Genomic DNA, 6,311 nt, shown 5'->3' with positions numbered 1-6,311 from the left:
GGGGACAAGGGGATGGGGAGAAATAATTTAACTATCTATTCTCTTCTACTCTCCCCATCTCCCCATCTCCCCATCTCCCTACCTCCGCTCCTTCTGCTAATCTCCTATTGGTAGGGTGAAGTAAAATGTGCTTCCTTGTCCGATCGCACTTTCTACCCAAATTTGTCCTTGATGGCGTTGGACGATATTTTTACAGATTGCTAGTCCTAAGCCTGTTCCCCCTTTGACGTGAGAATCGGAAAACTCTACTTGTTGGAAGCGTCCGAAGATCGATTCAAGTTTGTCTGGTGGAATGCCGCGTCCTTGGTCTGTAATGGAGAAAAGAATACAAGCAAGCGGAATGGTGTCTTTCCAGTCTGGGAGTTTTTGCCTGATTCGCAGATCTAAATTGTTGGTAATTTCGGCTTTCAGCCAAATGGTGCTTCCTGGGGGGGAAAACTTAATCGCATTGCCTAAGAGGTTAATCACAGTTTGGATAATTTCGTCGGGAGATGCAGAAACACAAGCAGATAGAGGAGTCCATTCTATGGAGAGCTGGTTTTGGTCGGCGATCGTTTGTACGGATTCTACCGCTTGCTCGATCAAATCGCTGACTTGACAGACTTCCTTGATTAGCGGCACTCTGCCAGAGTCTAATCGCTGTAAATTGAGGATGTCATTGACTAAACGCACTAAACGCTCAGTGTTGTTTAGGGCAATCTCTAACATCTGTTGGGCTTTTTCCGGTTTATTTTTCAATACACCTGATTCCAAAAGACTCAGGGAACCGCGAATTGAAGTTAAAGGTGTCCGCAGTTCATGACTGACCATTGAAACGAATTCATCTTTCATAGCATCAAGCTGGTGACGATCGGTAATATCCACAGACATTCCAATCATGCGAGTTGGCTTGCCTGTGGGATCGGTCAGAACTCTGGCATTTACTTGAAACCATCGCCATTCCGGGTTTTGCAAGGAAGTTGCCACTCGATGTTCTATCTGGAATGTACCGCGTTGAGCAATGGCTTGCTGATTAGCGCGATCGACTGCTTCTCGGTCATCAGGATGAACTAATGCCATCGCTTGGTGATAGGGCATGATTGCCGGGGTGTGGGGTATGACCATCTTGGTAAAAAACATCTCATCAGTTTCCAGATCCCGTTCCCAAGCAACAGCACCAGAGGCTTCCAATGCTAACCGGAGACGAGTTTCACTTTCTTGTCTGGCAATTTCAGCTTGTTTACGATCGCTAATATTGGCGATTTGCACAATCAAATAAAGTGGAAGGTCTTGAACATCTCGCATTAGAGCCAGGTTCATCAAGCCCCAAATAATTTGCCCCTGTTTCGAGACAAATCGCTTCTCGACTTGATAGGCAGAAATTTTACCTGAGAAAATGGGCTCGATCCAATCGGTATCGGCTTGACGATCGTCTCGATGTTCGATGTCTTCGAGTCTAAGTTGCAACAGTTCTTCTTCGGAATAGCTCAACATCTGGCATAGCGCAACGTTGACTTCCAAAAAGCCACCTGCGGGAGAAACTAGAGCCATTCCTGCCGAAATGGTGTCGAATGCTCCCCGAAACTTCTGTTCGCTCTGGCGTAAAGCTAGTTCTGCGTACTTTACAGGGGTGATATTTCGTAGGCTGACCACTACGCCAGAAATCGAACCTTCGGCTGAGCTCAGGTCGAAGCCATCTGCTTCTCGATAGGGAATATAGGAGGCACTCAGGAATTGCCGCCCAATCCCAGCCAGTGTAAACCATGCGGTGTACTCAATTGTTTCTCCTTTAAGGCAGCGATCGAGGCGGGGTTTAATCACAGTTTGAAAAACTTTCTGCCCCACGATCTCGCTAACTGAACGTCCAATAATTTCCGATCGGGTTTTGTTGTGCCAGTTGAGGTGGGTTTGGTTGACAATTTGGTAACGGTAATTGCGATCGAGCAGGGCAATGCAATCAATAGTGGCAGAGACTATTCTTTCGTAACGTTGCAGGGCAATTTCGGCGGCTTTGCGATCGCTAATATCAAGCAAAATTCCATACCAAGTGATAGTGCCGTTTTCGTAACGCAGGGGACGGGAATTTGCTTCTAACCACTTGAGTTGACCAGAAGGAGTAATGTTGCGGAAGGCAAAGGTAAAGGGTTCGAGAGTGACAGCACTATGGGCAACCGCAGCATCATGAACCGGACGATCTTCGGGATGAATTTGATCTAGGGCAAGGTTGAGATCGGCGATGATTTGTTCTGGTTCCAGTTCCAGAATATTCCGACTGAACGAACTAACATACTCAAACTTGTGTGTACCATCAGGCTGATAAGAATAGGTGTAAATCATGCCCGGTATAGAAGTAGCCAGTTGTTGAAATTGGGCTTCACACAGGCGGGTTGCTTCTGTTTCTATTTGACGCTGGAATAATTGTTGCAGTTGTTCTGCCATCAGGTTCAAGGACTTTGCCAACTTCTGCACTTCAACAATTGAGCTATCAGTGGGAAACCTCTGGGTTAAATCTCCTTCTGCCAGTTTTTGACTGACTTGATTCAGCTCAGTGATGCGGGCGGTCAATTGATAGGCAATAATTAGTCCTGATGCGATCGCTAATCCCAATGTCAGTAAGCAAAGTAAAACAGTTGTGCGGGTATTACTCTGAATTTCGGCCATAAAATCCGACTCTGGAATGGTTGTCACCACCAACCAATCCAACCCATATTTATCTTGATATGGGGAAATGGTTAAAAAGTAGTTATGTCCACGTATATGAAATTTCAAGGCTTGAGGCGATCTCACCGTTGCCAAATTACTAAATCTTCTCTTGAGATATTGATATGAATCTTGAACGATCAGGTTAGAAATTTCCGAGGGGAGGCGGCGCATAAATGCCAGGGTTCCAGGTTCAGCAGTTCCACTTAAGTCCGGTTTGCCTGATACAGAGTAAGAAGTTTCTGCGGTTGAGTTAGCAATCAAAAAACCGTTGCGATCGATAATAAAAATTTCTCCCGACTTTCCCACATTTAAATGATTGAGAAACTCACCTAATTGATTGAGGCTAATATTGACGGCAAAGACACCTAATAATTGACCTGATTTGTCATAAAAGGGGGTGTAACCATTGAGAGCTAGGAGATTAGTACTGCTGATTTGAAATGGGCTAGTCCAACCTGCTTTTCCCTTTGCCACTGCTTGACGATACCAAGGGCGATCGCGCACATCAATATTCTTGACTGTTTCCAAATGGCGCAGCAATTCTCCTGCTTCATTAATGCTGTAGGTTTGGTTAATCGCAGGGTTGGATGGTTTGGATATAGCGGCTTCAAATGGCAACTCTCCTGGTTTTAACCGTGTCGTTACCCCAAAGTCTCTCTTGCTGACACGATGACTCAGCCGCAAATCTCCTTGGGGAGTTCCCAACAAAAGTGTTGTCAGGTCTTCATTCTGCCGATGTTGCAGGATCAGATACCGATGCAGTCGATCGAGGTTTTGCAGGTTTATTGCGCCTGATTCAACTGCTGCTATGTTGCGTCGGTTGGCATTATGGGCTTTTTGCAAATAGCGATCGAGTTCCAGGCTAACTTGCAGCCCCACATTTTTCATCAGTTGATAAGCCAGTTTCTCTACTGCCTCTTGCCCACTGCGGTAAGACAGATACCCCACCAGTGCTGTTGCGCCTACAGTTTGCAGCACAAACGGAATTACCAGCAACCAGCGTAGCGGGATTTTTGGTGAATTAACCGGAAAGCGTTGCAGAAAAAGGGCGCGGAACGACGGCATAAACGGCAATGGAACTCTCACAAAGAGTACAGCTAATCAGTGACTTACGCACGTTCTGGCTAAGAAACCCGGTTTTTCGTTCTTACCCTGTCGCTGAAATCACGTAATTACGTTAAAAAACCGGGTTTGGAGCGGAACTCCTACAGTATTGCAACAATTTTCTATTTGAGTGATAAAAGACCGATACATATTATCAATGCAATTAATTTATTTATCTGGGACTTAAGCTAAAGCGTATCTAAATTTATATTTAACTGAAATCTTGCACTCCTGAGCCGAGCCTCTATTTCTCGTTCCCAGGTTGAACCTGGGAACGAGGTCTGGGGAGGTTCTACCTCCTTTCGCCTGGTTGGTATACTTTACCATGAGAATGATCGGGATTGATTTCGATAACTAAATCCACTAAATTAGGGTTTTTGACTAATGGTTTGATGAATAGTTCTGGGTGAAGACTGCGCCAAAAATATGCGACAAATTGCTCGATTTCTTCATCTGTCATGCCATTTTTTCCGGCTGCAATCATTTCTTGTTCTGCTTGTTTTCGCCATTCCAAAGAAAGACGATAATCGACGGGATAAAGTGTTATTAAACGATCTAAAAGTTCCCACAAAGGAACATATTCTTGGAGTTTAAAGTTGATGTCACGAGCAAAAGTGCGCTCATTTAAAGTGACAATTGGTGCAGGTGCGGAATCGAAGGTTGTGCGATCGATCGGACGCACCCCAACAAACCACCCTTCAAACAATACAATATCGGCTTTTTGCACAATTTCTGGTGTAGTTCTATCTCCGGCACCTTGCTTCATAGACTTATCGAAGCGAGGAATTTCTACAGGCGTTTGTTGTTGACGCAATTGATTTAAAACCTCAATTCCTAACTTGACATCATGCGTTCCTGGAGGGCCGCGCCAAATTAAGCGGGGGTCTTGTTTTTGTAGTTCTTGTCGTTCCGCGTAGGTTTTGTAGAGATCGTCGATCGAAATACTCAGAGTTTCGTAGCCCATAAGTTTTAAAATTAATCTGAGAATAGCAGCTAAAGTGGTTTTTCCCGTGCCTTGTCCGCCCAAGATTCCTTGAATTAAAGGACGTGGTAAATCACGCCGCCAAGTTGCTAACTGTATCGCCAAAGGCAACCATAATTCCCAGAGAGTTTCTAAAATTAAGGCGCGGCTGGAAAAGCCTTTTTTTTGGCAATATTCAATAACTTGGGAGTGGAGTTGGTGGAAGAGGTGCGATCGAAAATCGAGCAATTGAGCTACATTCTCTGATGTAATCCCAAAAGCCTTTGCCCTTGACTCATCTGCCAAAGCCCAAACCTGTAATTTTTCCCAGGAAGATGCTGATAAACTATTACCTGAAACCCAAATTTCCAGAATTTCTCTCAATGATTCCCTATCCAGTTCTGGCATAAAATCAAGAACCAAGTTTAAACGCTTCAATAAACAAACTAAAAATTAAGCCAATTTTGAGCAAATTCACCGACTCAGTTAATAAAGAACGTTGTACCCCAGGTTTTCTAGTTTGGTAAAAAAATTTACTATATAACTCAGTAAATAATACCAAAAGTCCTGCCGCTGGCACATCCCATCGGGCAGATTGTCCCGTTTCCGTAGAAATCGCCGTTCCCAGAAAAAAGCCGAACAACAAACAGATTAAATTTAATGATAACCGTCGCCAAGGGTTGCGAAACCAAGCGCCAACCTGATTGCTAGTAGAAACAACTAAAGTGTTGAGACGAGTGTTTTGCATTGCCAGAGATCATTTAAGACAAGAAAGGGGAACTTAAGTAACATTTTATATTCTTACTGGGTAATGGGAGATTAACTGCAAATTTACCATCCTTACTCCCATCATGTTAAAGGTTGTTTTATTTAGGTGAAATCCGTTTCAATTTAAACGGGGATCTGTTATCACAAAATTATCACCTCTTAAACCGAAAAATAGTTATATCTAAAAACTATGAATCTCCCAAAATGGCAAGTTTACACTATCTTTAGTATTACCTGTGTATTCGTACTGGTGGCATTGATCCTAAGTCGGTGGCAAATCAGTGTTACTGTTGAGCAAACACAGCCGCAAGTGTCCCCAGTTTCCTTATCAAATCTTGATCCCGCTGCCACCGAGTCAGTCGCCAACAACCAACCAACAGCAAGAATTAATCCCGCAGAAACTCAGCTAAAAACTCCTGCCAGAGCTTTACGCTTGAGTAATCAAACAGATTATCCAGTGAGAATTGCCTTTTTACCAAAACAGGTAGGAGCGAGAAAACAACAGTCTGCTACTCTCAAACAATCAGTATACGGTGAACCAGGACACTGGGACTTTGCTCCCCAAGAAGGTGCTAGCAGTGGATTAGTTCTCTCTTTACCTAAAGGAATTGTCCAGCTAGAAAAGGGCGATGTACTAATTGCCTTTGCTCAAGATGGTTCAGGGCGCTACTGGGGCCCTTATGTTGTGGGCGAAACATCTTCACCTGTTTGGAATCGCCAAAAGTCGGAGTGGCAGTTGGTTTTGCAACCATAATTAAAGGCTCCAGGGGCAGGAAGGGGCAGGAAGGGGCAGGAA

At 44.3% G+C, this 6,311-nt stretch carries 4 protein-coding genes; 1 reads left to right on the top strand and 3 read right to left on the bottom strand.

Translation table 11 applies throughout. The features are described from left to right. Window positions 1-96 precede the first annotated feature (96 nt). From IQ264_RS30990 to IQ264_RS30980, 3 genes are all read right to left on the bottom strand, one after another. Window positions 97-3,768, bottom strand: coding sequence for a PAS domain S-box protein (locus tag IQ264_RS30990; protein WP_193986309.1), 3,672 nt, complete (start codon window positions 3,766-3,768; stop codon window positions 97-99). Between the two features lie 310 nt (window positions 3,769-4,078). Beyond that, window positions 4,079-5,155 (bottom strand): glycerate kinase, encoded by a 1,077-nt coding sequence (locus tag IQ264_RS30985; RefSeq protein WP_193986308.1) that lies wholly within the window; start codon window positions 5,153-5,155, stop codon window positions 4,079-4,081. Between the two features lie 4 nt (window positions 5,156-5,159). Continuing rightward, window positions 5,160-5,495, bottom strand: coding sequence for a DUF565 domain-containing protein (locus IQ264_RS30980; RefSeq protein WP_193986307.1), 336 nt, complete (start codon window positions 5,493-5,495; stop codon window positions 5,160-5,162). A 210-nt stretch (window positions 5,496-5,705) separates the two neighbouring features. Between IQ264_RS30980 and IQ264_RS30975 the strand changes: the two genes are divergently transcribed. After that, complete coding sequence (locus IQ264_RS30975; protein ID WP_193986306.1) at window positions 5,706-6,269, top strand: hypothetical protein; 564 nt, start codon at window positions 5,706-5,708, stop codon at window positions 6,267-6,269. The last annotated feature ends 42 nt before the right edge of the window (window positions 6,270-6,311 follow it).

Origin of the sequence: [Phormidium] sp. LEGE 05292 (assembly GCF_015207735.1) — a bacterium.
Taxonomy (GTDB): domain Bacteria; phylum Cyanobacteriota; class Cyanobacteriia; order Cyanobacteriales; family Aerosakkonemataceae; genus Floridanema.
The sequence above is the reverse complement of the archived record's forward strand: the minus strand, read 5'-3'. Positions and strand labels throughout refer to the sequence as shown.